The sequence below is a fragment of the Virgibacillus phasianinus genome (genome assembly GCF_002216775.1).
Classification (GTDB): domain Bacteria; phylum Bacillota; class Bacilli; order Bacillales; family Amphibacillaceae; genus Virgibacillus_F; species Virgibacillus_F phasianinus.
This window is the reverse complement of the sequence record NZ_CP022315.1, coordinates 578,918-604,143: the sequence shown is the minus strand read 5'-3', so window position 1 is coordinate 604,143 and position 25,226 is coordinate 578,918. Positions and strand designations below refer to the sequence as shown.

Below are 25,226 nucleotides of genomic sequence, written 5' to 3'. Positions count from 1 at the left end.
AATCAATTAATATCGGCATAAACTATAATTAACAATCAAACAAATATTTGAATGAAGGTGAAGATAATGCATGAAGAAAAACTAAAGGAGAACTCCAAGGATACGTGTGATATATTTTGTTTTGATGAAGAGATAGTAAACCGCATTCAACCACAAATGGAACAAGTAAGTGGTGTTGAATCCATTTTCAAGGCATTATCTGATGCAACTCGTTTAAAAGTCGCATACGCACTGACATTGGAAAAAGAATTATGCGTCTGTGACGTTGCAAATATAATTGGATCAACGACCGCAACCTCTTCTCATCATCTGCGTCTACTGCGGAAAAGTGGGTTAGCTAATTATCGAAAAGAGGGTAAATTGGTTTTTTACTCCTTGTCTGATGATCATGTTCGTCAGCTTGTATATATCGCGATGATTCATGCAAAAAAGGGAGATCCAAATGGAAGATAACAGAAACGTTTATCGTTTACAGGGGTTATCATGTACAAATTGCGCAGCTAAATTTGAAAAAAATATACGAGATATACAAACTGTTGAAGATGTTCAACTTAACTTTGGGGCATCAAAAATAACTGTTCATGGAGAGGCAACGATTGATCAGCTGGAACAGGCCGGTTCGTTTGATGGAATAAAAGTATATCCGGAACGACAACGTCTTGTGGAGAACAAAGAATCATTTTGGAAGAAACGTGGTAATGTAACCGCAATCATTTCCCTGTTGCTTATCATTGTTGGGTACATTCTCTCCTTTCAATTGGGTGAAGAAAATCCATTTACAATTGGGGTTTTCCTGCTTTCCATTCTAATTGGTGGATTTGATTTGTTCAAAACTGGTTTAAAAAATCTTACCCAACATCAATTTGACATGAAAACCTTAATGACCATTGCAATTATTGGTGCAGTTGTAATTGGGGAGTGGGGCGAAGGGGCTGTCGTTGTCTTCCTGTTTGCATTGAGTGAAGCTTTGGAAGGCTACTCAATGGACAAAGCACGACAATCGATTCGTTCTCTTATGGATATTGCCCCAAATAGAGCTACCATCAAACGTGGTAATGAAACGATGGAAATAGATGTGGAAGACGTTCACATTAACGATATTATGCTAATCAAGCCTGGTCAAAAAATTGCAATGGATGGCGAGGTTGTTAAGGGACAATCCTCCATTAATCAAGCAGCAATCACAGGTGAATCCATTCCAGTCTACAAAGAAAATGGCGATGAAGTATTTGCTGGAACCCTTAATGAGGAAGGTGTATTAGAGGTTCGTGTCACCAAAAATGTTGAGGATACCACCATTGCAAAGATCATTCATTTAGTAGAAGAAGCACAGGAAGAACGTGCTCATTCTCAACAATTCATTGAAAGGTTTGCAAAATACTACACACCAGCCATTATGTTTATCGCTTTATTGGTAGCAGTAATCCCACCTCTTTTCTTTGGTGGAATATGGTCTGAATGGGTGTATAATGGACTCGCGGTACTTGTTGTTGGTTGTCCATGTGCCCTTGTCATATCAACACCCGTAGCAATTGTGACAGCCATAGGGAATGCAGCCCGTAAAGGTGTTCTAATCAAGGGTGGTGTCCACTTAGAAGAAACTGGTCGGTTAAAAGTAGTCGCTTTTGATAAAACAGGAACGCTTACTGAAGGGAAACCAGAAGTAACAGATGTCTTGGCATTTTCTAACATGAATGGGAAAGAAATTCTGGGTCACTCAGCTGCAATTGAAGCATTTTCACAGCATCCCTTGGCATCGGCCATTATACGTAAGGCTGAGCAGGAACATATAGAAACGTATACCGCTGAAAGTTTCCAATCAATCACTGGTAAGGGAGCAAAAGCAATCATAAATCGTATAGTCTATTTTATTGGAAGCCCAACACTATTCGATGAATTGACACCCATTTCAAACAATCGAGAAAAACAAATCAAAGAATTGCAGAAACAAGGTAAGACGGTTATGTTGGTAGGTACGCAAGATGAGCTAAAAGGGATTATTGCTGTAGCAGATCAAGTTCGGGCAGGCAGTCCATCTATCATTCAAAAACTTCATAGGCTAGGTATTGAAAAAACAGTAATGCTAACCGGTGATAATGAAGCCACTGGGAAAGCAATCGGGAACCAGTTGGGATTAACGGAAACAAAGGCAGAACTTTTACCACAGGATAAATTGAATTCCATAAAAATGCTTCGCGAAAAACATGGGAATGTAGCAATGGTCGGAGATGGCGTCAATGATGCACCAGCGCTTGCGACTGCAACTGTTGGTATTGCTATGGGTGGTGCGGGAACAGATGCTGCAATCGAAACAGCTGATATTTCATTAATGGCGGATGAACTGGAAAAGTTGCCTTACACCATTTCGCTCAGTCGAAAAACGTTAAAAGTTATTAAACAAAATGTTACTTTTGCACTTGCATTAAAGGTGATAGCGCTTCTTCTAATTATTCCCGGATGGCTAACACTTTGGTTAGCAATAATAGCAGATATGGGAGCTACCCTTATTGTTGTGCTGAATTCACTGCGCTTAATGAAAACTAATTATGAATAAGATAAACCCCCTTCTTTTTTACGAAGGGGGTTTACACTTAGTAATCAATTTCCTTATAATCTTTCGGTTGGGGAAGAGGGTCCGGAACTGATTCTTTCTTTTGGTTTTTTTTGAACCCTTTTTCTTCAACCACTTTATTATCTCTCTTGCCTTTATATTTTTGATTTTCGCTGCTGTTGATGGGATCAGCCCTTTCTTTTTGCATTTAGCTATAGTGTCAACAGTCAACTTGAAATTATTCCGGTGTTCTAATGCTGATGGTCATGCTCCTTTGACCCAGTTTCATGCTGACACATTAGCGAGTCATCGTGCTGATGCTCCTCGTTTTCCATTTGGATTGTTACATGACCGATCCCTTTCTCTTCCAATGTTTTTTCAATTGACTGCAAAAGCCTCTGACTATCGTGGATGGAGAGTTTTCCGTCAACAACGGCATGGCAAGAAAGTGCATTTTGCCCACTCGTGATACTCCAGACATGTAAATCATGAATGCCTAGGATACCTTGAACCTTTTCCATCGTTTGAATGATATCATCGAGATCAACATTCTTCGGGGTTCCTTCCATTAATACATGAATTGCGTCTTTGCTAACCCGCCATCCACTGATCAATACGAGAATGGCAACAATTAGACTGGCTAGCGGGTCTGCCCATCCCCAGTTGAAGAACATAATAAGTAATGCAGCGATAATTGCACCAACTGAGCCAAGCAGGTCACCCAATACATGGAGGAAGGCTGCCCGCAGATTTAAATTTTCTTTTGTATCGCCACGCATTAATATCCATGCGACGGTAAGGTTTACAATTAGTCCAATAATGGCAATGGTAAGCATTCCAGTTGATGCTACTTCTGGTGGGTTTGCAAAACGCTGGAATGCCTCATAAAAAATATAAATAGCGATGATGGTTAAGGTGACACCGTTAAAAAGCGCAGCCAGTATTTCAAATCGTTTGTAGCCATAGGTTTTACTGTAACTGGCAACTTTTTCACCCATAACAAATGCTAAAACGCCAACGCCTAATGATACGGAATCACTCAGCATATGCCCGGCATCAGACAGCAATGCTAAACTATTTGTGACAAATCCGCCAATTGCTTCAATAATCATGTATGCAGTTGTTATGATAAAACTGACTAGCAATGCTTTCTTGTTTGCTCCGTGTGTATGATCGTGTCCATGATCATGACCCATTCCGATTCCCTCCTAACTATGACATGCATGCTTTATTGTTTGGTTTAATACATTCATAACATGTTCGTCATCATGTGAATAAAACAACGTGGTGCCTTCCCGGCGGTATTTTACTAAACGCAAATTTTTTAAGAACCGTAATTGATGGGATACAGTTGACTGGCGAAGGTGTAAATTCTCGGCAATATCATTTACGGAGTACTCATTTTGAAAAAGCAAATGCAGTATCCTAATTCGAGTGGGGTCGCCTAGTGCTTTAAAGGTTTGTGACACTACGAACAGCGTTTCTTCATCCAAGGTTTTAATTGGTTCATTTTCGTCCATTATTTTACCCTCGCTTTCCAGTTCAATTCAGCATCATTATATGTATATATTAGTATATGTTCATATTGTAAAATAGGAGACTGCATCTGTCAATAAAAATAAGCAGCAGCGCAAAAATACGCTACTGCTTATTTTTATGTCGTGCATGGTTTCGCATCAGACGCAATGCTACTCCGAAGTCCAGTGTTGCAATGATGGCCAGTAACATGGTGGTGGGATTCCACACCGTCTCCCCGGCACTTTGCGTTGCCATATATACGAATAATACACCCATAATAAAGTATATATTGGCCATTGCCTTTGGTGAAGTCCTCATAAAATGATTAGCCCCCAATTAAAATCATTTGCATTTGTTCGTATTGCTGTTGCATCTTCTCAATATCTTCCGGTGACAGCGAGTATTGAACGATCACGGAGATGGAATTTAGTGTCATATGAACAATGATTGGAACAATAATCCGCTTCGTTTTCACATACACATATGCAAATACAAATCCCATTGAGCTGTAGATCAGAATGTGTTCCGGTTCACCGTGAATAATTCCAAATACTAACGCGGAAAGCAAGGCAGCCAAAAAGAAATTCATTTTCTTATAAAACGTACCGAAAATAATCTTCCTGAAAATAATTTCCTCGACAATTGGTGCTACTAATGCGGGAATGATCATAAATATCGGTGCTGCACGTGTTATATCCATAATCATTTGCGTGTTTGCCGATCCCTGCTCGATGCCTAACAGCTCAACCTCAATGATTGCTGCAATATATTGTCCGATATAAGCCATAAACACCCCGGCGATTGCCCATAAAACCATTGCTCCGGGACTAGCGGCATTACGCATGCTCGGCGCTTTCATATATGGCTTCATAATGATAAGAATTGCAATAAGCCCAGCAACAAAACTAAAGATTGTCCAATAAATGATGGCCTGAAATTTACTGATCGGTAAAGTTGCATATAAAATTGGGGAAAAGATGACCCCCGAAAATTGCATAATGATATAGGTTAAAATGACATACCAATAACGCTTGGTCAAAATTTAACGACTCCTTTAGCAATCAAATATATTGATAACTAGTGTATGCAGCACAATGTTGTGCTATTAATTATTTATTTTATCATATTTGCTTGTATGCTTATAATAGAATGGTTTAGGTATGCAAGAATTAAATTTTTTTAAAAATATAACTTTCATCACTTGCAATTTTGGGCTGTATTATTTATGATAATAATTGGAATTAGCACTCAGATGTTTAGAGTGCTAACAATCATAAATAAAGCAAATGAATTAAGGAGGTTGTCTGCATGATTAAACCACTAGGAGATCGTGTTGTAATCGAGCTTGTTGAACAGGAAGAGAAAACTGCAAGCGGTATTGTACTACCAGACTCTGCACAGGAAAAGCCACAAGAGGGCAAGGTTGTTGCAGTAGGTTCTGGACGTGTAGTGGAAAATGGTGAAAAGATTGCACTTGAGGTTTCTGAAGGAGATCGCATTATTTTCTCAAAATTTGCTGGTACAGAAGTGAAATATGACGGTACAGAATACTTAATTCTTCGTGAAAATGACATCTTAGCTGTTGTTGCTAATTAAAAGCAGCAACATTTATATTACTTAGGAAATGAATTTAAGGAGGGCTTTTAAACATGGCTAAAGAAATTAAATTTAGTGAAGACGCTCGCCGTGCAATGCTTCGCGGTGTAGATACATTAGCAGATGCAGTAAAAGTAACACTCGGACCAAAAGGTCGTAATGTTGTTTTAGATAAAAAATTCGGTTCACCATTAATTACAAATGACGGTGTAACCATCGCAAAAGAAATCGAACTTGAAGACCACTTTGAAAATATGGGTGCACAGCTTGTATCTGAAGTTGCATCTAAGACAAATGATGTTGCTGGTGATGGTACAACAACTGCAACCGTACTAGCACAAGCAATGATTACTGAAGGACTTAAAAACGTTGCATCCGGTGCAAACCCAGTGGGCGTACGTCGTGGAATTGAAAAGGCTGTAGAACTAGCAGTAAAAGAATTGCAAACTATTTCTAAACCAGTAGAAAGCAAAGAATCTATTGCCCAAGTAGCTGCCATCTCATCAGGTGATGATGAAGTAGGTAACCTTATCGCAGAAGCAATGGAACGCGTTGGTAATGATGGTGTAATTACTATTGAAGAATCAAAAGGCTTTAACACAGAGCTTGAGGTTGTTGAAGGTATGCAATTTGACCGTGGCTACTCTTCTCCATACATGGTTACTGACCAGGATAAAATGGAAGCAGTATTAGAAGATCCATATATTTTAATTACCGATAAGAAGATTGGTAACATCCAAGAAGTATTACCAGTACTTGAACAGGTTGTACAACAAGGTAAACCACTTCTTTTAGTTGCTGAAGATGTTGAAGGGGAAGCACTTGCAACATTAGTTGTGAACAAGCTTCGCGGAACATTTAATGCAGTTGCTGTAAAAGCTCCTGGATTTGGCGACCGTCGTAAAGCAATGCTTGAAGACCTTGCCGTATTAACAGGTGCTGAAGTAATCACAGAAGACCTAGGATTAGACCTTAAGAGCACTACAATGGAACAACTAGGCCGCGCTTCTAAAATTGTTGTAACAAAAGATACAACAACAGTAGTAGAAGGATCCGGTAACCCAGAAGCTATTACTTCCCGCGTAGCACAAATCCGTGCGCAAGCTGAAGAATCTAGTTCTGAGTTTGACAAAGAAAAGTTACAAGAACGTCTTGCTAAATTAGCTGGCGGTGTAGCAGTTATCAAAGTTGGTGCTGCAACTGAAACTGAATTAAAAGAACGTAAACTACGCATTGAAGATGCATTGAACTCAACTCGCGCAGCTGTCGAAGAAGGTATCGTAGCTGGTGGTGGTACTGCACTAGTAAATGTATACAAACAAGTAAGCGAATTACAACTTGTTGGCGACGAAGCTACAGGTGCTAACATTGTACGTCGTGCACTTGAAGAGCCAGTTCGTCAAATTGCCCACAACGCTGGCCTTGAAGGCTCTATTATCGTAGAACGTCTAAAAGGTGAAAAAGTTGGTGTAGGCTTCAACGCTGCATCTGGCGAATGGGTAAACATGGTTGATTCAGGAATCGTTGATCCAACAAAAGTTACACGCTCTGCACTACAAAACGCAGCATCCGTTGCAGCTATGTTCCTAACAACAGAAGCTGTTGTCGCTGACTTACCAGAAGAAAACGCTGGTGGCGGCGGTGGAATGCCTGACATGGGCGGTATGGGTGGAATGGGCGGCATGATGTAATAACCGCCTGAACTCTTGAAATATTAAGGGTTTCATCTTCGTTCACTGCTTGATTGACATATCAGGGAAGAGAACACTATATTATTAAAATCCTTGCAAAGGTTCAGTGAACTTTTGCGAGGATTTTTTCTTTCATATCATCTGCAACATGCGTATTAACAGGCATTAAACTACACTCAAATAGATAAAAAATACAATTTTATTACTTACGAATATGATTGTAACAGAAATTACACGGTATTTACACATTCACTCAAATTATCGAATTCACCTTTTACAAACCCCCGCCATGACGGCAATGGAGGATTTATTGAGTTTAAGAATCATACACTATTGCATATAGGCCATGTGTATAACCACCATCGGAATATGTTACACTAACTCCTATTAAGAAAGGAGAATGACATTGAATAAAAAATGGATATTAAGTTTACTTTTAGTTGTGTTCGTATCTTTATTAGCTGCATGCGGCAATCAGGATGAAACAGCTGGAGATAAAAATAATGATAATAAATCAGAATCGCAAGAAGAAGGTGCGCAGGATAAGGGTGGCAAAGGCGGACAAGCTGAAATGCCTAAGCCTGACTTAAAAGGAACACCAGACGTTGTTGCGGAAGTAAATGGAGAAAAGATAAAGAAAGATGAATTTGAATCAGTCTACAAAGGACAGTTTCAGCGGGCGGCAATGCAATCCCAGATGAGCGGACAAGAGGTTGACCAGGATAAACTGAAAAAACAAATTGCAGAAGGCTTAATTGGCCAGAAACTGCTTATCCAAGAAGCAAATAAACGTAATTATAAAGCTTCACAAGAAGAGATTGATCAAACACTGAAAGATTTAGCAAAGCAAAGTCAAATGAAATCGACAGACGAGTTCCTGGCTGCTTTAAAAAAACAAGGATTGGATGAAAAGAAAGTAATGTCCCAGGTGGAAACACAAGTGAAAGTAGACAAGCTCATTGCTAGTGAGTCTGGTGATATTGAGCCAACGAAGGAAGAGCTGGAAAAAGCCTACGAGCAGATGAAGGCTCAGCAAAAGAAAATGGGTGGAAAAAAAGCTCCAGCTTTTGATGAGGTAAAACCTGCTCTCAAGGAACAAATTAAAGGTCAAAAGAAAGCAAAAGTATCTCAAAAGCTTGTTAAAAATCTGCGTAAAGATGCAGATGTCACTGTCAACTTATAATCATTAAAAAACCAGGTCCCGCTGAACTTCGGACCTGGTTTTTTAATGATTATCTAATGTTTATATTCATTGACAGAGCCTTCATAAGCTATTTAACCATGATGGCTCATAATATCTTTTAATTAACTTAAAATGGCGGACCACAAAATCGGTTTCTAACGATCCGGATCCTCCACATGCAACGCTTCAGGACGCATGTTTCTCATTGGGATAGGCGCTCGCAGGAACACATTCTTCATTTCTTTATAGGAAAACGGAATTAATGGCCATAAATATGGGACGCTAAGTGATTTAATCCTTGCAAGAAAGATAACCCACAAGGTGATCCCGCCGATATATCCTAGAACCCCGAATGCGGCTGTTACCAACAGAAATGCAATTCTTGAAATTCGGTTTGCCAGTCCGAGTTCATATGAAGGCGTTGCATAGGTACAGATGGCCACCACTGCAATATAGAAAATGACCTCATTTGAAAAAACGCCGACTTCCACTGCCACTTGACCAATGACCACGGCGGAAATAAGGCCGAGCGATGTTGCCATTGCGGTCGATGTATGAATGGTGGCCATCCTTAAAATGTCCATCCCGATTTCAACGAGAAGGAGCTGTAATAATAATGAAACGGCCAGTGTTTCTTTCAGTCCAATAAATGAAAATGCATCCGGTAGTAATGTTGGATCCTCGGCAAATAAATACCAGAGCGGTAATAGAAACAGCGAAATAAAAACTGCAAAAAATCGTACAATTCGAAAGTAAGCCCCTACAATTGGACGTTGCCGGTATTCCTCGGCATGTTGTAAATGATTCCAAAATGTTGCCGGTGCGATGATTACACTCGGTGAACCATCAACCATTACAAGCACGTGTCCCTCATACAAATGGACAGCTGCCGTATCAGGTCTCTCCGTATAGCGAACAGTTGGATATGGGTTCCATGTGCGACCGCTAAAATATTCCTCTACCGTTTTGTCACCCATAGGCAACCCGTCTGTATCAATTTCACCTAGAGAACCTTTGATTTGTTTCACAATCCCAGGGTCGGCAATATCCTTGATATACGCTACACATATATCAGTTTGTGAGCGTCGTCCAATAGACATATATTCCATCCGCAGGGAAGGATCTCTGACCCGCCGTCTTGTTAATGCGGTATTGAAGACGATCGTTTCGACAAACCCGTCACGAGCTCCGCGTGTAACGCGTTCCAATTGCGGTTCACTTGGGGGACGCACAGGATACGTTCGTGCATCAATAATAATAATTTTATCAATACCGTCCACTACGAGTGCAGTTGCACCGCTTAGCACCCAAAAAACAGTTTTGTCTAAATCATCTTCCTTACTCAATTCAATATAGGGAAGATAGGTTTGCATTAATTTAAGTAATGGATCAGGTTCAAGCTGTTCCGGCTCAAGATCGGCAAGTAGTTTCATTAAAAAATGCAGTATTTTATCTTTAGCGAAGCCATCGATTAAAAATAGGCCCATGTCGCGATCCGCATAATTCAGGTCAAGGTGAATAGCGTCAAAACTTTCCCCAATGCCTAACTTCTTCTTCAGATATTCAATGTTCTTGGTGTAATTCTGAAACACGGGTTGCTTACTTTTTTCATAGCTCATTGATTTCCTCCTTTCCTGTGATTTCCACCACATTGAATAACCTTCTACGCACTATAATGAAGTTACAATAATATGTAATCTGAAGGGTACTCTATTTATCTCCATCTTTAACCAAATATGAAAATATTAAACCCGCAAATACAGGTAGAATGAACTCTCTTAAACTATTTGTTGTAATTTTATAGATTCTGCCGGTGGTGATGGATATGAATATAAAAAGGCCTTCACCAACTGATTAACTTGGCGAAGGCCTTTCCCTTTTAAAACAAAGTGCTTGTACAATTGTCAATTTAAAATATAAACAAAGGCATTTTTAACAGGAAAATTGAATATGTAATAAGAGTAGCCCCTCACGGGTGAAAAGCTTGTCCTATTTTATTTACCCGTTTCTACCTTTGTCAAATGTGTCATGAATGATGTCGATCACATCTTCATCTTTGTCATTATGATTAATCAATTTCATCATCCTTTCAATTATACATTTTCCAAAAGTGAGGTAATTTATACATGAAAAAGATAACAATTGAACTAAACGAGGAGACATATGATCAAATAAAAGAGATAACAGACCTGGAAAATTTGATTAATCGGCACAGGGATAAAAATAGAAACGACAATTATAAAATTGAGGAGTTTGTCGTTGGGTGTATTATAGATAAAATAGAGCAAATAAAGCATTTTGAATTTGTTAACCCATTTGGAGAAAACGATGCGCAACCTGTTGTTAAGAATCGATTCAAAGAAATTGCTAAGGAAAAGAATATTTATATAAAAGATGTTGCTGATCAATTAAATATGAAGTCGCCTAATATCAGCAAAATATTTAACAATGCTTCTCAACCGCGATTGGAATTGTTTATTAAAATCTGGATGGTGCTTGGCTGCCCGCCATTACATAAATGTATTTACTTAGAAGAAGAAAAAGATTAAATTTGATCTTCTTTTTCTAACATTATTTTCAAATAAGTGTAATAGGACAAGCGTTCTCTCCCATATCATTAAATATAATAAACTTAATCATAATGTATCAAAAACATTATGAACAGGTTTAAAAGGGCAAACAATGAAGGGGGTGATCTTACATGACAGTATTTGAAACCCTTGTTTTGATGATTTCATTTGGAACACTAATGGTTGCAGTATTGTCAGATCATAAAAAATAACCACCCAGCTCTGAACAAGCAATGAGGTGGTTATTTTTCAGTCCCTTGAAGGGCAACTTGGAACTGATCGTTGGTGTACCAGCACCAACGGTCTCCTTTTTAGTTTATGCAGGGTATCCTAGGTTTATTATATACAAAAATTATGGGATTGGAACATTCGAATTAACTTTTCACTTCGAATGTCTTGCAATCCGTTTCCTCTGTGGTTTTGGCTTTTGACTGTTTGTGTGTTACCACGTAAATCTGATCAGCATTACAAACATTACCTTCGCCCCAATATGTGCAGTTGTTGACTTCGCAGAGCACATCTTTAGCCATGTAAACACCTCCTGTATTCTTTTTATGAGAGCATGTTTTTCAAGAAATGGCCAACCTTTTTTAAGCGGGAAAACAGATCCGCAAATATATTGTTCCCCGGCAGACTCCTTATATGCATTCCCACATATCAATTCTATGCTACATGATAATCTGGCTAATTCTGCCCCAAGATTAAAAACATACTTTGAATAGTTAACCTTTTTAAGAGGCAAAATAAATGAACAAAACTTTTTTAAACGGCAATCTGTACTAGGAGAGGAAGTTATGGGAAAACAAATCGAAAGAACAATTTTGATAGTGACGACACTAATCGGTATAGGCCTAGTACCGTTTTGGGTAAAAAAGCCCCCTATCAAGGATTGGACGATTGTATTTTTGTTAGCAGGTTTCCTATCAGGCATGTTGGATCTATTCGTAACTGCTAAAAAATTAATTAGTTACCCAACTCGACTTTTTGGCAAGAGGATGAATATTAGCTTGCTTTTTGATTACCTTGTACTTCCTACTATTGGTGTGGTGTACAATCAGGTTTCCTATCGTCCAAAAGTATTTAGTGCATTATCAAAAGCCTTTTTATTCAGTGCCCCAGTAACAGCTCTCGAGTTCTTTTTGGAAAAACATACGAAATTAATCGTATGGAAAAAATGGAAATGGCAGTATACCCTGATCTCCGTAACACTATTTTTATGGATAGAAAGAGGCTTTATTGCGACTATAAGAAGCATTTCTGATTCCCAATATATAGGAAAGAAGAGAAGTGACCAGTCGGAGTAATTTTTACCCCGACTGGTTGATTGGTTTTATATAATTTTAATCCTCTGCGTAATTTACAAAACATTTCTATAAAAGTAAAATTTCCACTTGACAGTCTTTTCTGTGTTCGATATGATATGTACAATCTTTTAAAAAATTGAATATTTCCTTATCAAGAGTCGGGGAAGGAGTCTGGTCCAATGATCCCGCAGCAACCGTTATTTATAACAAGGTGCTAATTCCAGCAAGCATTTGCTTGACAGATGAGATGATCGTGTAAATATAGCCACTTCCTCATCGGGAGTGGCTTTTTTGATTTCACAGAAGCATGAGTTGTCGCTATCACATATCTGTTAAACCAAGTAAATAAATAGGAAAAATCAAATTTAATTTAGAAGATGAAACAAGCAAGTGGATCAGAAGTTCAAAAATAATAAAAAGGGAGATTTGATCTTATGGCAAAGCAGATTCATTTAAATGGATTTATCCAAAATTCACCTTCACCACATTCAACGGGATTATGGAAACATGAAAAGGACCAAGGTACAAATCATAACAGTTTGTCTTATTGGGTAGAGGCGGCACAAATCCTGGAAAGGGGAAAATTCGATGCATTATTTATTGCAGATGTACTTGGAACCTATAGCGCTTATGAAAACAGTCATCGTGCTGCAGCAAGAGGTGCGGTGCAACTTCCGGCACATGATCCGCTGATCCCAATTTCAGCTATGGCTGCAGTAACTGAAAACTTAGGCTTTGCACCCACTATCTCCGCTACATATGCCCAGCCCTACGCGTTGGCACGCCAACTATCGACGCTAGATCATTTAACCGGAGGAAGAGTCGCTTGGAATGTCGTAACATCGTATCTGGAAAGTGAAGCCATCAATCTAGGGCTTTCTGAACGACTGCCAAAGGAACTTAGGTATGACCGTGCGGATGAGTTTCTGGAAGTAGTCTATAAGTTATGGGAGCAGAGCTGGGAGGATGACGCCGTCGTTCTTGACAAGGAAAGTGATACTTTTGCTGATCCAGAGAAGGTGCATTTGATTAACCATGAAGGTGAATTTTTCAATGTACCTGGTCCTCATTTGGTTGAACCATCGCCACAGCGTACGCCAGTTCTTTTCCAAGCTGGGGCCTCGCCAAAGGGAAGGGATTTCGCTGCCAAACATGCTGAAGCTGTTTTTACTAAAAACCATTCGCTTGATGCATTAAAACAATATACTCAGGACATACGCAAACGGACAGAGCAGCAGGGCAGGAATTCAAATGATGTGCGTATCTTCCCAATGATTCTGCCGATTATCGGATCGACTGAGGAAGAAGCGTTTGCTAACTATGAGGATCTTACCAATCATGTCAGCTATGAGGGAACGGCATCTCTGTTATCTGGTCATACAGGTATTGACTTTTCTAAATACGATCCGGATCAATACATTGAGGATATGGAGACAGAAGCGGTTCAGGGGAATCTGGACATGTACGGAAAAGATCCAAATAAAAAATGGACATTGCGAGAGGCTGTTAAAAATCATGGTCTAGGCAATGGAACCGTGAAGTTTATCGGCACGCCGGAACAAATTGCAGATAAGATTCAAGAATGGGCCGAAGAGGGCGATGCTGATGGGTTTAATATTGCACAGACCTACTCACCTGGTACATTTCGGGAGTTCGTTGATCACGTTGTTCCTGAACTGCAGAGACGCGGAATTTACCGACAGGAATATGAAGGTAAAACATTAAGAGAGAATATGTTTGGAAAAGGCCATGTGCACTTGCCGGATAATCATCCAGCAAAAAAGCTTGGCACTGTTAAAGCTTAAGCTGACCAGAAGAAATTCAATTCCATTTTTACGACCACATGAAAGGCTAAATGAAAGGGGACAGAAATGAGTACTGTTACATTATATACATGGATAGGTTTTGCGATATTTCTGATTGTCATGTTTGCGCTCGGTTACCTGAGTGCCAGAAAAACAAAAAGTGTAAGTGATTTTGCTACTGGTGGTGCAAGTTTAGGGCCATACGTACTAGGTCTGTCCTTTGCAGCAACTTATTTAAGTGCAGCCACATTCCTCGGGTACCCGGGTTGGTCCCATTCATGGGGGCTGTCAAACCTTTGGCTATTCTTGGCGATCATTGGCGGTGGACCAATCGGCGTGTTAATGGTAGCTAAAAAAGTAAGGAAATTAAATACAGGGCAGAAATCTCTGTCATTACCGGACTGGTTGGGGGACTTTTATAAAAGTGACATCTTACGGGTAGGAACAGGCATCATTTTGCTCTTTAATATTTTTTATATTGCCGCACAGTTCGTTGCAGGTGCACGAATCTTTCAATACTTGCTTGGTATGTCCTATACAGGCGGGTTGATATTTATTGCAGCAATTGTCGTTCTTTATGTCTTTGCTGGCGGGGCATTTGCTGATATATACACAGATGCTGTCCAAGCTGTCATGATGGCAATTGCTGGGGTATTCGTGTTTGTTTCCGGAATCGTCATTTTTTGGAAAGGAAGCATTACCGCAACTTTCACGGGCATTACGAAGAGTCTGGCCTCACAAGATATGAATCTGGTGGAAGTATTTAATCCGGACTCCACACATTTTTATTCAATTGGTGTTGTAACGGGAGCAATTGTTATTCAATGGGCCTTTGCCTCAGCACCCCATCTATTCAACAAAGTGCTTGGCTTGAAAAATGAAAAGGATCTCGGAAAAATGATTCTGACCTATGTTATTGCAGCAGCATTGTCACTGGTTGTGCTGTTTGGAGGACTATACAGCAGGGCGGCACTAGGTGATAGTGTTGTGGTCTCTGACCTTGCATTAATGGAATATGCAGTTTGGGCCTTCCCAGCGATTATCGTGGCAATTCTGGGAGTGGTTATCCTCGCTGCTGCCATGTCAACGACAGATGGTTTATTCGTTTCGATTTCTACTGTATTTGCCAATGATATTTTTCTCAAGGTCCTTGTTAAACGGGGTATCGTTAAAGTTAATGACCAGAAAGCTGAGAAAATTGCGCTCCAAATCAGTCGTATGGCAGTACCTTTGATTGGTTTGGCTGCATTCCTGATTGTGTTAAAGCCGCCTGTTTATATGGGGGCAATCATGTGGATAGGGATTTCCGGAATTGCTGCCGGAACAATGGGCCCCATTTTGCATGCTGTGTATGCCAAGAAGAAAGCCCCGGCAAGAGCGGCAGAGCTGTCAATGGTTGTTGGTCTGCTTTCTTATCTTATTATCTACTTTGGCGGAATCATTCCAAGTACAATGTCGGCAGGGGCAGTCGCAACTTTTATTGGTATCGCAACGATTGTTATAGCTGCCCGGGTTTTGAAAGAACCACAAGTTGATAAAGTGAAAAAGATTGAAGAAAGGCGTTTGAAAGCAAATTAGGAAAGGGTGAGCTGCTATTTTTGTTAATCCAATGTTTTCCGTATGGCTGTATGGATTTATCACATTTTTAGTAATAATTGGATTTTCACTTTGGAAATGGTATTTTATGAAGTAGATAAGAAAAGTTTGGGGGATGTATAATGACACAAACAAAAGTAAAAACACTGAAGAACTATATTGGCGGAGAATGGATTGAAGCAAAATCTGATAAAACGGAGGAAGTGTATAACCCGGCAACAGGAGAAGTGATTGCCCATGTACCGATCTCCTCTGAAGAAGATGTAAATAATGGAGTGCAGGTTGCAGCTGAAGCGTTTCAGGAGTGGAAGGAAGTGCCTGTTCCAAAACGGGCACGCATTCTGTTTAAATTCCAGCAAATACTCGTTGACAGATGGGATGAACTTGCTGAAATTATCACGATTGAGAATGGTAAAAGCTTTAAAGAGGCACAGGGTGAGGTACAGCGTGGCATTGAAAATGTTGAATTTGCGGCTGGGGCGCCGTCCCTGATGATGGGTGATAATTTGCCATCAATTTCAACGGGACTTGAATCTGGTACGTACCGTTACCCAATCGGAGTAATCGGGGGAATTACACCTTTTAATTTTCCAATGATGGTTCCAGCCTGGATGTTCCCGATGGCCATCGTAACTGGCAATACCTTTGTATTAAAACCATCTGAACGTACGCCATTGCTCGCAAACCGTCTAGCAGAATTGTTGGAGGAAGCGGGTCTGCCTAAAGGCGTGTTCAATATTGTTCATGGTGCCCATGATGTAGTAAATGGGTTATTGGATCACAGGGATGTAGCAGCTATTTCATTTGTAGGGTCACAACCAGTTGCAGAATATGTGTACAAACGAGGTACTGACAATTTAAAACGTGTGCAGGCACTTTCGGGTGCGAAAAATCATTCGATTGTGTTACGTGATGCCGACTTGGACAATGCAACAACACAAATTGTTAGTGCTGCATTTGGCTCGGCCGGCGAACGTTGTATGGCAGCCTCTGTAGTCGCTGTTGAAGATGATATTGCAGATGAATTTATTGATTTACTTAAGCAAAAGGCAAATGAACTCAAAATAGGAAACGGCCTCGATGAAGATGTATTTTTAGGACCGGTTATCCGCGACAACCATAAAGAATGGACACTTTCCTATATTGAAACTGGTGAAGGCGAAGGGGCAAAATTAGTCCGTGATGGCCGTAATGATGAAGCCGCGAAACGGGAAGGGTATTTTGTCGGCCCAACTATCTTTGACCAGGTAACAACGGAAATGAAAATTTGGCAGGATGAAATCTTTGCACCTATTCTATCTATTGTAAGGGTGAAGGATCTTAATTCAGCAATTGCGGTTACCAATAAATCGCGTTTTGCGAACGGTGCATGTATTTTTACAAATGACGGTGGGGCTGTAAGGCAATTTCGTGAAACAATTGATGCAGGTATGCTCGGAGTGAATATTGGTGTACCGGCTCCAATGGCATTCTTCCCATTCTCCGGGTGGAAAGATTCCTTCTATGGTGATCTGCACGCCAATGGTAAGGATGGATTAGCATTCTACACACGCCAGAAAGTCATTACTACGCGTTGGGTGTAATTGTGGTAAGAAAAGCCACTGTCGAAATGGCAGTGGCTTTTCTTATTTTGCGTTTTTCTATTTCTCCCCCGCGGTTACCAACAGCAGCAGATAAAGTATGTATATCCCAATATAAGAACCAGTAATTAAGAAAAAGGGGTTTAGGAAAACAGCATGAATATTCGTCATTAGAACGGTGTTGTCCTTAATTATTTGATAAATAGACAAGGAGGCAATATTTCCAAAAACAAGTGTGGATAGAATCGCGCCTAAATTGAAAATCAATCGAAACTTTATCCGATACTTTTGTAAAAAGAACATTACTAAAGGTAATATTATACTGCCAGCAATCAAGAAAATCCGCATAAAATCAACCTTCTTCACACAGTTTTGTATGAGTAGTATATCCCCAGTTATTTGTCATAATCCATTCGAATAATTTTATCTAAAAAGATGGGGAAGTTATAGAAAAGGAGGTGTAAACAGATGGCTGAAGCTATTGATAGAGAAGAATCCCAAGGCTGGTCATTATGGGTTGGCTGGATTGGTATTATTGTTGGTATCGCTGCTTTTTTTATGACTTCATTCTGGGTAGGTATAGCTGCAATCATCCTAGGCATCATCGCATTATGTGGTAAATCCACGGCGCTTGGATGGTGGGGGATTGGGATAGGCGTTGTTGCTATAATTTTCCAAACAATTTTTTAGGCAAATTGATCCCCTGAGCAACAACTACTTATGAGAAAAAGAACTGTTCACAAGTTGGCGCAGTTCCTTTTCTCATTTCACATAAAGGCTTCTTATAATATCCGGATACCAAGCTTCTCTGAGATTACTTTACGGTATTGATCAAATTGATGCATCCCCTTAAAATTTGCAAGCATTCCCTGGATAACAAATGTTTTGGAGTCCTGCTTTTTCACTTCTGAAATCAGGAAGTCAATTACACCTTGTAATTCGTTGATTGTTTTTTCGTAAAAGTCAGCATCGTTAAGTACTTTTTGCATTTCCAATAAATTGTTCATTACCTCTTTTTTTACCAGCTCTTCAGGTGCTGTTAAGTCTGAAAAAAGGGAAAATACCATTTCTTGTGTCAGCATGGGTTCTTTCTTCGTTGTTAACAGTCCTGCAACAATATCATCCAGACGGTCTACGATGAATGATGCCAGTTTGGAAATTTGAATATCCACCTCGCCATGAATTAAAACCTGAAAATAGTTGTTTTTCATCCCTTCAAACAAAATTTGCAGATCAATAATGTAAGGTTCAATTTCTCCTCCGTAAATGGAAACGAGATTTTTTTTATACCACTTCTGTGTTTCCAATTCCTTTAACCGGATAAAATCGTACAACTCTTTATTTAGTGTAAAAGCTTGTTCTTTTAACTGGGTAAGGATAAAACTTTTATGTTTTAAAATTTCATGAAACTGCACTTCCACCTGTTTCGTGAAATTCACTTTTGGGCTCAAAGCTTCATCTATCACATTTTCTATATTTTCCTGCATTAAATTATAGTAGTACTTAAATATTTCCAGCATCAGTTCATCTTTCGAATGAAAGTGCAAATAGAAAGCACCCTTTGAAACACCACTTTTATCGGCGATTTCCTGAATGGATGTAGAATAAAACCCTTTGTCTGCAAAGAGGTCAATGGAAGTAACGATAATATTCTTTTTCTTTTCATTCATAATTTCACGACCTTTGATTTAATATGACTAACTGGTCAGATTTTTTATAGTTAAATTATATATCTGCACAACAATAGATGCAAGGGAAATATAAGTTGCATATTTAGTGTAAATGGTTTATATTAAGTACTGTTCTGACCAGTCAGTCATTAATGGAATAAAAGGGGTGTACTACTTGAAAAAAATAATTAATTTCTCGATAAATAATAAATTTGCAATTTGGATATTAACTATTATCGTTGTTATTGCAGGTTTATATTCGGGTCTTAATATGAAACAGGAAACGATGCCGGATATTACGTTGCCGAACGTATCTGTGATGACTACATATCCAGGAGCGGCACCGGATGAAATTGCAGAAGAGGTAACGGAGCCAATCGAGCAGCGGATCCAGAATTTAAAAGGGGTAGAGCTTGTCAGCTCGACGTCCCTAGCAAATGCTTCTTCTGTTCAAATCCAGTTTAATTTTGACGCGGATATGGATGAGGCAACAAATGAAGTCGAAAGTGCTTTGTCCGACCTTGATTTACCTGAAGGAGCAGAGGATCCACAGGTGTCACGATTAAGTTTAAATGCTTTTCCAGTTATCGCGTTAAGTATTAGTGATGAGAATCATTCGCTTGAACAGTTGACAACTACAGTGGAAGAGGATGTTGTTCCAAAACTTGAAGGACTTGAGGGCGTTTCAGATGCACAAATTACGGGACAGCAGGTGCAAAAGGTTACCATTGATTTTGATAAGGAAAAGCTTGCTGAATATGGCTTATCCGAAGATACAATAAAACAGCTGATTCAGGGATCTGATATATCTTTTCCTCTAGGACTAACCAACTTTGACGGAAAGGTGAAAAATCTGGTCATTGACGGAAACATTGCTACCGTTAAGGATCTGCGGAACTTGGAAATTCCCATTACACCAAAACAAACAGACCAGTCTGGACAAGAGAGTCAGATGAAACAAACGGGACAAAGCGTTCCACAAACACAAGGCTCAATGAAATTGCCAACGGTGCAACTGAATGATCTGGCTGATATTGAAGTTGTTGGTGAAACGGAATCCATTTCCAGAACAAATGGGGAGGATTCAATTGGTATACAAATCGTAAAGGCTGCCGATGCAAACACAGTTGAGGTAGTTAATGCGGTTAAAGATGCCATAGATGGATTCGAAGAGGATCTTGGTCTTACAGTAACAACTACGTTTGACCAGGGGGAACCAATTGAAGAAGCGGTCAGTACGATGCTTGGCAAAGCATTGTTTGGAGCGATTTTTGCTGTTGTGATAATCCTGCTCTTCTTGAGAAGTATTAAAACAACACTCATTTCAATCGTTTCTATTCCTTTATCATTGCTAATGGCAGTATTCCTGCTCCATCAAATGGACATAACCCTTAATATTATGACGTTAGGGGCACTTACGGTTGCTATTGGCCGGGTAATTGATGACTCGATTGTAGTTATTGAAAATATATATAGGCGCATGGCTTTACCAGGGGAAGAGCTCCGCGGAAAAGAATTAATACGGGAAGCGACACGGCAGATGTTTATCCCTATCTTTTCTTCTACAATTGTTACGATTGCTGTATTCTTACCATTAGGTTTGGTTAGCGGACAGGTTGGTGAGATGTTCTTACCGTTTGCCTTAGCAGTTGTCTTCGCACTCTCTGCTTCATTGATTGTGGCAGTGACAATTGTTCCTATGCTTGCACATTCCTTGTTTAAGAAGAAGTTGAGTGAAGTTGCAGCAATTGAAAGTAAGAAACAAGACACGAAACCTGGTAGACTAGTAACTTTTTATAAAAAGGTTCTTGATGCAGCATTAAATCATAAAATCATAACCCTTGGCGGAGCAACGGTCGTACTTGTTGCGAGTTTGTTCCTAGTACCAGTCATAGGGGTAAGTTTCTTACCAAGTGATGAGCAGAAAATGTTAATGGTAACGTACAGCCCAGAGCCAGGGCAAACAAGGGAAGAAGCAGAGGAAATAGCGCTCGATGCAGAAGAGTTTTTTAGTGATCGTGCGGGCGTTACCACCTATCAATATTCCTTAGGCGGCGGCAGTCCTATGGGAATGATGGGCATGGGCGGAGGCAATTCCGCATTATTCTATGTAGAATACGCTGATGACTTCGAGAACTTTAGTGGAGAAGGAACAAAAGTTGTTGATTCCCTAAACAAAACAACTGATGAAGGTGAATGGGGCAGTATCGACTTCGCCAGTATGGGAGGAAGCGGATTACAGTTATTTGTCTATGGTGATAACATGGATGATATTCAAAGTGCTGTCAATCAAATTTTGCCGCTCATGAAAGAAAACGAAGATCTTGAAAAAGTTGAATCAAGTATCTCTGAAGCATATGACCAATACACGCTTGTAGCAAACCAGGAAAAACTAAGTCAATATGGATTAACTGCGGGGCAAATTGGTATGAATCTGAGCAATGGCGGTGAAGCTGAGGTTCTAACAACGGTGAAACATGATGGGGAAGATGTGAATGTTTATATCGAAGTGGAAGATGAACAATATGACAGTATTGAAGATCTGACAAATTCGGAAGTGAAAACGCCACTTGGAACCACGGTAAAAATAGAAGATGTGATGGACGTTGAAGAAGGAAAATCACCGGACACCATTGAACGAAGAGAAGGCAAGATGTATGCATCACTCAGTGCGGATGTGACGTCAGATGATGTGGCGGCCATTTCGACTGAACTAGAAGAAAAAGTAAGTGACCAGGATCTGCCAAATGGTGTAAATGTTGAGTTTGGCGGAGTAACGGAGCAAATCAATGAATCGTTCACCCAATTAGGGCTTGCAATGCTTGCAGCTGTAGCCATTGTATACTTTGTCCTTGTTGTGACATTTGGTGGCGCTCTAGCACCACTGGCCATTCTGTTCTCATTGCCATTTACTGTGATCGGCGGTTTAGTTGCACTTTGGATTGCCAATGAACCATTAAGTGTATCGGCAATGATTGGCGCATTGATGCTGATTGGTATTGTTGTGACCAACGCGATTGTCTTAATCGACCGGGTTATTCATAAAGAAAAAGAAGGATTCTCTACGAGGGAGGCACTTCTGGAAGCTGGTTCCACTCGTCTCAGACCTATTTTAATGACAGCTCTTGCTACAATTGGAGCGCTTATTCCGCTCGCAATTGGACTGGAAGGCGGAGGTCTAATTTCAAAAGGATTAGGTGTAACTGTAATCGGTGGTTTAACAAGCTCCACATTATTGACGCTTGTTATTGTACCAATCGTTTATGAAGCTTTCGCTAGATTTCGTAAAAAAAAGTAAAGTAAGCAATAGATAATCAAATTTTAGCCACTTATCAATTCAATGATTGATGAGTGGCTATTTTTTTAAATGAGTTTTATTACATTTTTTGGGCAACATAACCTTATCTCTAAATTTATCATAAAAGGAGTTTTTGTTATGGGATTCATTTGGTCATTAATTGTCGGAGGTATACTTGGCTGGCTTGCTAGTCTAATTATAGGGCGCGATGTTCCAGGCGGAGTTATTGGGAATATCATCGCAGGGTTTATTGGCGCTTGGCTTGGAACACTTGTGTTGGGGGAGTGGGGTCCTGAAATGGGAGGCTTTTATCTTATCCCAGCATTAATCGGCGCGATTGTTTTAATCTTTATTGTAAGTTTTATAATGAGAAGTATGCGAAAAGATTGAACCATAAAAACCGTTCTAAAAATCAGTTGATTTCAGAACGGTTTTATTTGTTTAAAGATCTATTAGAAATCAGCCTTCCACAAATAGGATTTGCTACTATAGTCTGTGATTCTTTTGTAGCTTGAAAACCGTTTTGGACTGGAATACACTTTAATCATAATAAAGCTCCTCATCAATTCCCTGAATTTTTGAGGGGCTCTATTTCTTTCAGACCTATACGAGGAGGAATGATTATGAACTTAACTGACCAGCAAAAGAAAAGATTTCTTCCAGTTACAACAGACCAAAAGCATCAAAGTATGATTCGCGCGCACCATAGGAAAATGAAAGTGAAAATGCAGCAAGACGAGAAGGTGTATTATGATGCGGAAAAAGATAAACTTACTATCGAACAATATTATCAGGGCATTGATTTTGAAAACGATGAAGGGATTAGACAGTCATTGGAACAGCTTCTTAAGGATACGCACTCGAAGCAATTAGATTACGATCCGAGTGAACATGTATACCCATGGGTTGATTTACGTCCAAACGGCAATCTTACCAGCATATACTCAGGAAAAAACCGTCAGCCGGAAGAAGTTATTCAGGAGGACTATGCCACTTCTGTAAAACGGGAGAAAGAAATTGAAAAGACTTCAAATACGGATCATGAAAAGTTAAAACAAATAGAAAAAGATTTTAAATATAACTGCGAACATGCTGTGCCACAGTCCTGGTTTAATGAGCAAGAGCCGATGCGCGGTGACCTTCATCACTTATTTACCTGTGAACCAGTGTGCAATTCTATTCGAAGTAATTATCCCTACCATGATTTTACTGATTATAACCCGGGGAAGATGAGGGCTAGCCGGATAGAGGAGGCGTGCGGTAAAGCGGAAGAAGAATTGTTTGAACCGGAATTTGGTAAAGGAACCGTAGCTAGGGCCATGTTGTATTTTTTAATCAGGTATCCAGAGGGAATCGAACAAGCACATAAGGAAGAAATAGATACGAAAATTCTGCTTGATTGGCACCAAAAGTTTCCACCAGAGATTTATGAGAAACATCGAAATCAAGCAATCTATGAAATGCAGGGGAACCGTAATCCGTTTATTGATTTTCCTGAGAAAATGAGTGATATGTTTCCGCTTTAAGGTGGATTTTGTGGGGCTTATAACTTTAGAATCACTACTAATCTCATATTTTTTATTACAAAATCTTAATGCGCAGTTTACTGAACATTAACAGTCCTTCTTTATAATTCTAGATAACTACTTATAAAGGAGAGATGAATTTATGCTACGAATGTTTACAAGTTTATTAATCGCGACAATCATTATGTGTTTGACCATTGTTCCGGTATTTGCATCGAGTGATGTTACAACAGTTTCAACTCAAAAGCAGCAACAAATGGTGAATATTGCGCATAGAGGGGCCTCGGGCCATGCACCTGAAAATACTATGGTAGCTTTTGAAAAAGCTTTTGAGATGAAAGCAGATTATATTGAAATTGATGTTCAAATGACGAAAGACGGTAAATTAGTTATTATTCATGATACAACGGTAGACCGAACGACAGATGGAACAGGCAATGTTGGGGATTTCACACTTAATGAACTTCAACAATTGGATGCAGGGAGCTGGTTTGGTAAGGAGTTTGCTGGTGTAAAGATACCGACTTTTAAGGAAGTGTTAGATGCTTATCGCGGCAAGATTGGTATTCTAATTGAATTAAAATCGCCTGAACTTTATCCGGGTATCGAGGAAAAAGTGGCAGAAGTTTTGAAGACTTATCATATGGACAAACCTAGTAACAATAAAATTATCATTCAGTCATTTAATCATGAATCAGTTCAGATATCTAAAGCATTATTGCCAAACGTGCCACATGGCGTACTTGCGGGGCTATCTTGGGCTGATGTTACAGATGAACAATTGGCAGAGTTCGCAACATATGCCGACTATTTTAATCCCAATATGAACATAGTGTCTTCTAATCTTGTTAATCGTGTTCACGATAAAGGTATGAAAATTTACCCATATACCGTACGCACCCAGCGCCAAGCAAACAATTTATTTGAACTTAAGGTCGACGGTATTATTACTGATTTTCCCGAATATGTAAATAATCATCCGGGAAATAAATAATGCATGGGAAAACCATGCGAATTCATAAAAGTTAGATGAAAAACATCGTAATTGGAAGTATATCATTATTATATGAATAAAATGGGTGTATTTGGATTATTTTCGTCAAATTTAATCCTTTACAGCTAAAAATGACAAGCGTAATATATATCTCATCTTAATAAAGAATCCATTTGTAATCGCTGAATTCCAATGGGAACGGGGGAACCAATCTTGATGTGGTAATGTACCACTGGGGTGAATCCTTTGTAAAGGTAGGGTGACTCTTAACATCCGAATCCGACAGCTAACCCCGTAAGCGTTTAAAGAGATAACAACCACACGTATGCATGATGATGAATCTG

General features: G+C 39.5%; 23 protein-coding genes and 2 riboswitches. Of the genes, 16 read left to right on the top strand and 7 right to left on the bottom strand.

Features of this window, described 5'->3' with window-relative positions; genetic code table 11:
• Positions 1 to 66 precede the first annotated feature (66 nt).
• Both CFK37_RS02970 and CFK37_RS02965 read left to right on the top strand, forming a co-directional pair.
• A complete protein-coding gene (locus CFK37_RS02970) occupies positions 67 to 453 on the top strand; it encodes an ArsR/SmtB family transcription factor (protein ID WP_089060506.1) in 387 nt (128 codons plus the stop codon).
• On the top strand, positions 443 to 2,554 hold the full coding sequence (locus tag CFK37_RS02965) for a heavy metal translocating P-type ATPase (protein WP_089060505.1): 2,112 nt from the start codon (positions 443 to 445) through the stop codon (positions 2,552 to 2,554). Before CFK37_RS02970 ends, CFK37_RS02965 begins: the two co-directional genes overlap by 11 nt.
• A 248-nt stretch (positions 2,555 to 2,802) precedes the next feature.
• On the opposite strand, the gene CFK37_RS02960 is transcribed toward CFK37_RS02965, so the two are convergent.
• The 4 genes from CFK37_RS02960 to CFK37_RS02945 form a co-directional block, all read right to left on the bottom strand.
• Entirely contained in the window at positions 2,803 to 3,747 is a 945-nt protein-coding gene (locus CFK37_RS02960; protein WP_089060504.1) for a cation diffusion facilitator family transporter, read from the bottom strand.
• Positions 3,748 to 3,759: 12 nt separating this feature from the next.
• Positions 3,760 to 4,071, bottom strand: coding sequence for an ArsR/SmtB family transcription factor (locus tag CFK37_RS02955; protein WP_089060503.1), 312 nt, complete (start codon positions 4,069 to 4,071; stop codon positions 3,760 to 3,762).
• Between the two features lie 121 nt (positions 4,072 to 4,192).
• Positions 4,193 to 4,387: a YdiK family protein gene (locus CFK37_RS02950; RefSeq protein WP_089060502.1), complete on the bottom strand. Its 195-nt coding sequence runs from the start codon at positions 4,385 to 4,387 to the stop codon at positions 4,193 to 4,195.
• Positions 4,388 to 4,394: 7 nt separating this feature from the next.
• The gene (locus CFK37_RS02945) at positions 4,395 to 5,108 is read right to left on the bottom strand and encodes a CPBP family intramembrane glutamic endopeptidase (protein ID WP_089060501.1); all 714 of its coding nucleotides are present in this window, start codon (positions 5,106 to 5,108) and stop codon (positions 4,395 to 4,397) included.
• Positions 5,109 to 5,377: 269 nt separating this feature from the next.
• Between CFK37_RS02945 and groES the strand changes: the two genes are divergently transcribed.
• From groES to CFK37_RS02930, 3 genes are all read left to right on the top strand, one after another.
• The gene (gene groES, locus CFK37_RS02940; protein WP_089060500.1) at positions 5,378 to 5,665 is read left to right on the top strand and encodes a co-chaperone GroES; all 288 of its coding nucleotides are present in this window, start codon (positions 5,378 to 5,380) and stop codon (positions 5,663 to 5,665) included.
• Positions 5,666 to 5,718: 53 nt separating this feature from the next.
• On the top strand, positions 5,719 to 7,356 hold the full coding sequence (gene groL / locus CFK37_RS02935; RefSeq protein WP_089060499.1) for a chaperonin GroEL: 1,638 nt from the start codon (positions 5,719 to 5,721) through the stop codon (positions 7,354 to 7,356).
• Between the two features lie 400 nt (positions 7,357 to 7,756).
• The gene (locus CFK37_RS02930) at positions 7,757 to 8,539 is read left to right on the top strand and encodes a SurA N-terminal domain-containing protein (protein WP_089060498.1); all 783 of its coding nucleotides are present in this window, start codon (positions 7,757 to 7,759) and stop codon (positions 8,537 to 8,539) included.
• A 155-nt stretch (positions 8,540 to 8,694) separates the two neighbouring features.
• On the opposite strand, the gene CFK37_RS02925 is transcribed toward CFK37_RS02930, so the two are convergent.
• The gene (locus CFK37_RS02925; RefSeq protein WP_089060497.1) at positions 8,695 to 10,158 is read right to left on the bottom strand and encodes a spore germination protein; all 1,464 of its coding nucleotides are present in this window, start codon (positions 10,156 to 10,158) and stop codon (positions 8,695 to 8,697) included.
• A gap of 507 nt (positions 10,159 to 10,665) precedes the next feature.
• On the opposite strand from CFK37_RS02925, the gene CFK37_RS02920 reads away from it, so the two are divergent.
• Together CFK37_RS02920 and CFK37_RS20670 are read left to right on the top strand one after the other, a co-directional pair.
• Positions 10,666 to 11,088 carry a helix-turn-helix domain-containing protein gene (locus CFK37_RS02920; protein ID WP_089060496.1) on the top strand — a complete coding sequence of 141 codons (423 nt, stop codon included), beginning with the start codon at positions 10,666 to 10,668 and terminating at the stop codon, positions 11,086 to 11,088.
• 152 nt (positions 11,089 to 11,240) lie between these two features.
• Positions 11,241 to 11,321 carry a putative holin-like toxin gene (locus CFK37_RS20670; protein WP_227001955.1) on the top strand — a complete coding sequence of 27 codons (81 nt, stop codon included), beginning with the start codon at positions 11,241 to 11,243 and terminating at the stop codon, positions 11,319 to 11,321.
• 162 nt (positions 11,322 to 11,483) lie between these two features.
• Here the strand turns inward: CFK37_RS20670 and CFK37_RS02915 are convergent, their stop codons facing one another.
• The gene (locus CFK37_RS02915; RefSeq protein ID WP_089060495.1) at positions 11,484 to 11,639 is read right to left on the bottom strand and encodes a DUF1540 domain-containing protein; all 156 of its coding nucleotides are present in this window, start codon (positions 11,637 to 11,639) and stop codon (positions 11,484 to 11,486) included.
• Positions 11,640 to 11,903: 264 nt separating this feature from the next.
• Between CFK37_RS02915 and CFK37_RS02910 the strand changes: the two genes are divergently transcribed.
• The 5 genes from CFK37_RS02910 to CFK37_RS02885 all read left to right on the top strand — a co-directional run bounded on the left by CFK37_RS02910 (position 11,904) and on the right by CFK37_RS02885 (position 18,084).
• On the top strand, positions 11,904 to 12,413 hold the full coding sequence (locus tag CFK37_RS02910) for a CBO0543 family protein (protein WP_089060494.1): 510 nt from the start codon (positions 11,904 to 11,906) through the stop codon (positions 12,411 to 12,413).
• A 145-nt stretch (positions 12,414 to 12,558) separates the two neighbouring features.
• Positions 12,559 to 12,662, top strand: a riboswitch (SAM riboswitch).
• 185 nt (positions 12,663 to 12,847) lie between these two features.
• On the top strand, positions 12,848 to 14,218 hold the full coding sequence (locus tag CFK37_RS02905) for an LLM class flavin-dependent oxidoreductase (RefSeq protein ID WP_089060493.1): 1,371 nt from the start codon (positions 12,848 to 12,850) through the stop codon (positions 14,216 to 14,218).
• Between the two features lie 66 nt (positions 14,219 to 14,284).
• Positions 14,285 to 15,796 (top strand): sodium:solute symporter family transporter, encoded by a 1,512-nt coding sequence (locus CFK37_RS02900; RefSeq protein ID WP_089060492.1) that lies wholly within the window; start codon positions 14,285 to 14,287, stop codon positions 15,794 to 15,796.
• Between the two features lie 140 nt (positions 15,797 to 15,936).
• Positions 15,937 to 17,397, top strand: a complete 1,461-nt coding sequence (locus CFK37_RS02895) for a CoA-acylating methylmalonate-semialdehyde dehydrogenase (protein ID WP_089060491.1) — start codon at positions 15,937 to 15,939, stop codon at positions 17,395 to 17,397.
• A gap of 465 nt (positions 17,398 to 17,862) precedes the next feature.
• Positions 17,863 to 18,084, top strand: a complete 222-nt coding sequence (locus tag CFK37_RS02885) for a C4-dicarboxylate ABC transporter (RefSeq protein ID WP_089060489.1) — start codon at positions 17,863 to 17,865, stop codon at positions 18,082 to 18,084.
• 92 nt (positions 18,085 to 18,176) lie between these two features.
• On the opposite strand, the gene CFK37_RS02880 is transcribed toward CFK37_RS02885, so the two are convergent.
• On the bottom strand, positions 18,177 to 19,064 hold the full coding sequence (locus CFK37_RS02880) for a TetR/AcrR family transcriptional regulator (RefSeq protein WP_089060488.1): 888 nt from the start codon (positions 19,062 to 19,064) through the stop codon (positions 18,177 to 18,179).
• 175 nt (positions 19,065 to 19,239) lie between these two features.
• Here CFK37_RS02880 and CFK37_RS02875 point away from each other — a divergent pair, with 175 nt between their 5' ends.
• From CFK37_RS02875 to CFK37_RS02860, 4 genes are all read left to right on the top strand, one after another.
• Entirely contained in the window at positions 19,240 to 22,362 is a 3,123-nt protein-coding gene (locus CFK37_RS02875; protein WP_089060487.1) for an efflux RND transporter permease subunit, read from the top strand.
• A 138-nt stretch (positions 22,363 to 22,500) separates the two neighbouring features.
• Positions 22,501 to 22,752, top strand: a complete 252-nt coding sequence (locus CFK37_RS02870) for a GlsB/YeaQ/YmgE family stress response membrane protein (protein WP_089060486.1) — start codon at positions 22,501 to 22,503, stop codon at positions 22,750 to 22,752.
• A gap of 233 nt (positions 22,753 to 22,985) precedes the next feature.
• On the top strand, positions 22,986 to 23,888 hold the full coding sequence (locus CFK37_RS02865) for an endonuclease I family protein (RefSeq protein ID WP_089060485.1): 903 nt from the start codon (positions 22,986 to 22,988) through the stop codon (positions 23,886 to 23,888).
• Between the two features lie 142 nt (positions 23,889 to 24,030).
• Positions 24,031 to 24,882, top strand: coding sequence for a glycerophosphodiester phosphodiesterase (locus CFK37_RS02860; protein ID WP_089060484.1), 852 nt, complete (start codon positions 24,031 to 24,033; stop codon positions 24,880 to 24,882).
• A 170-nt stretch (positions 24,883 to 25,052) separates the two neighbouring features.
• Positions 25,053 to 25,199, top strand: a riboswitch (cyclic di-AMP (ydaO/yuaA leader).
• Positions 25,200 to 25,226: the final 27 nt, after the last annotated feature.